Raw genomic sequence first — 3,016 nt, 5'->3', positions numbered from 1 at the left:
TTTTTGATACTTCTAAAAGAGAAAAGGTTGAGTTTAGCCCTATTAAAGATGGTGAGGCAAGCATCTATCTGTGCGGTCCAACGGTCTATGACGACGCGCATTTGGGGCATGCAAAGTCAGCCGTTAGCTTTGATCTTTTAAGAAGGGTCTTAAAAGCGCTTGGCTACAAGGTCAAATTTGCAAGAAACTACACCGACATCGACGATAAAATTTTAAACAAAATGGCGCAAACTGGTCAAAGCCTAGAAGAGATCACAAACAAATATATAGCGCACTACGAGAGTGATATGGGCGCTTTAAACGTGCTTGATCCAGACTTTAAGCCAAAGGCTACGCAGTGCTTGGAGGCGATCATTAGCTACATCAAGGTGCTTATGGATAGAGGTGTGGCGTATAAGACGAGCGATGGAATTTACTTTGACACAAGCAAGGATAGTGGCTATTTTAGCATTAGTGGCAAGGACAATAACACCGATCTTATCGCGCGTGTGGCTAGTTTTGGCGAGAAAAGAGACGAAAAAGACTTTGTGCTTTGGAAATTTGACGAGAAATGGTACGAGAGCCCATTTGGCAAGGGTCGCCCTGGCTGGCACACCGAGTGCGTGGCGATGATAAGGGAGTTTTTAAGCGACAAAGAAAATGATAAATTTGAGATCGACATCCACGCTGGTGGCATCGACCTACTCTTTCCGCACCACGAAAACGAGGCAAGCCAGTGCAGATGTGCCTATCACAAGAATTTGAGCAAATACTGGATGCACAATGGCTTTATAAAAGTAAATAACGAAAAGATGAGCAAGAGCCTAAATAACAGCTTTTTCGTAAAAGACGCTCTACTTCATGTGCATGGCGAAGTGCTTAGATATTACTTGCTTACGAGCCATTATAGGGCGCATTTTAACTATTCAGATGAAGATCTAGTAGCTTCAAAAAAGAGACTTGATAAAATTTACCGCCTCAAAAAAAGAGTTGATGGCGTGCAAGCTGGCATGGCAAATGAGAGCTTTAAAAGTGAGCTACTTGAAGCGCTAAGCGATGATCTAAATGCTTCAAAGGCGCTTGCAAGCGTCGATGAGTTTGTAAAAACGGCAAATGAAAGACTTGATAATAACCCAAAAGATAAAGCATATAAGGCCGAAGTGGTGGCAAATTTGGGTCTTATAAGTGAAATTTTAGGCATTGCTATCACAAACTATGTGGAGTATTTTCAGTTTGGTGTAAGTGACGAGCAAAAAGAGCATATCCAAAAACTTCTTGATGAGCGCGCGGTAGCTAAAAAAGAGAGGAATTTCGCAAGGGCTGATGAGATAAGAGATGAGCTAGCAAAGATAAATATCTCTATCATGGATACGCCAAATGGCGCAGTTTGGGAGAGAAATAATGAATAATTTTGGCTTAAAAGATGTGCTAAAGCGCTTTGGTCCATATTTTAAAGACTATATCCCACACTTCATCTTTGCCATTATCGGCATGGGACTTGCCAGTGGTGGAACGGCGGTAAGTGCCTATCTCGTGGAGCCTGTGCTAAATAAAATTTTCGTTGAGAAAAATGAAAAACTACTTTATTTACTGCCTTGCGCCATCATCGCGATCTACGTTATAAAAAACATTGGAACCTTCATGCAGGCCTATTTTACGGCATATATCGGACAAGATACGATTAGAAGATTTCGCGAAAAGATGGTTGCAAACCTTTTAAATTTAGATATGGATTTTTTCAATGAATTTAGAACCGGCGAGCTAATCAGCAGAACAACAAACGACATCGACCGCATAAGATCGATAGTATCAAGCATGATCCCTGAACTTACGAGGGAATTTATAACTATCATCGGACTTCTTTGTGTCGTCATCTATCAAAGTCCAAAGCTGGCATTTTTTGCCCTTGTCGTCATGCCAGTGGCGATCTATCCGATCTCGCGCCTTGCTAAAAGGATGAAAAAAATTTCAAAGCAGTCGCAAGAAAAAACATCAGACATCACATCTGCGCTTAGTGAAATTTTTACAAATATCGAGATAATCAAAGCAAATAACGCCCAAAAATACGAGCATTCACGCTTTGTTGATGAAAATAATAAATTTTTTAGGCTAAATTTAAAAAGCGTCAAGATCGAGCAGCTAGTAAGCCCACTAATGGAGACCATAGGCTCGATAGGCGTGGCAGCGGTCATCATCATAGGCGGTAAAGACGTCATCGACGGACATATAAATATGGGCGCATTTTTCTCATTTCTAACAGCGCTTTTTATGCTCTACACCCCGCTAAAACGCATCGTAAATATCTATAACAAGATGCAAGATGCCATCGCAGCAAGCGAGAGGACCTTTTTCTTGATGGATAAGGTAAGCCAGATAAAAGATGGCCAAAAAGAGCTAAATGAAGAGATAAATTTGATCAAATTTAAGGGTGTCCGCCTAAACTACGGCGACAAAGAGGTATTAAAAGGGATAAATTTAGAGGCAAATAAGTCAGAATTTATAGCCCTTGTTGGCTCAAGTGGCGGCGGAAAAAGCTCACTTATGAATTTGCTTATGAGATTTTACGACGTAAATGGTGGAGAAATTTTGATAAACGGCACAAATTTAAAAGATATCAAAATTCACTCACTTCGCCAAAATATCGGGCTTGTAACCCAGCGCGTCTATATCTTTAACGACACGGTTGCTAAAAATGTCGCTTACGGCAGAGAATTTAACGAAGATGCCGTGATAAACGCACTAAAACTAGCCAATGCCTATGAGTTTGTAAGCAAGCTTGATGATGGCATAAACACTATCTTAAATGAATTTGGTACCAATCTCTCAGGCGGTCAAAGACAGCGCATCGCCATAGCTAGAGCGCTTTATCAAAATCCACAAATCCTCATCTTTGACGAGGCTACTTCAGCGCTTGATAACGAGAGCGAAAAAGAGATCACAAAGGCGATAAATAATCTAAGAAGCAAAAAGATCATCTTCGTCATCGCTCACCGCTTAAGCACGGTTGAAAATGCCGATAAGATCGCAGTTTTGAGTG

The 3,016-nt window shown here is 40.9% G+C and carries 2 protein-coding genes; both read left to right on the top strand.

What is annotated here, in order from left to right; genetic code table 11:
- On the top strand, positions 1-1,388 hold a 1,388-nt coding region (cysS, locus tag CYP05_RS01390), incomplete at its 5' end, for a cysteine--tRNA ligase (protein WP_103641768.1).
- A partial coding sequence (locus CYP05_RS01385; protein ID WP_103641767.1) for an ABC transporter ATP-binding protein occupies positions 1,381-3,016 on the top strand: 1,636 nt, incomplete at its 3' end. The genes cysS and CYP05_RS01385, both read left to right, overlap by 8 nt.

It is taken from the genome of Campylobacter concisus (assembly GCF_002913545.1).
GTDB classification, from domain to species: Bacteria; Campylobacterota; Campylobacteria; order Campylobacterales; family Campylobacteraceae; genus Campylobacter_A; species Campylobacter_A concisus_AV.
This window is presented reverse-complemented; position numbering and strand designations above follow the sequence as displayed.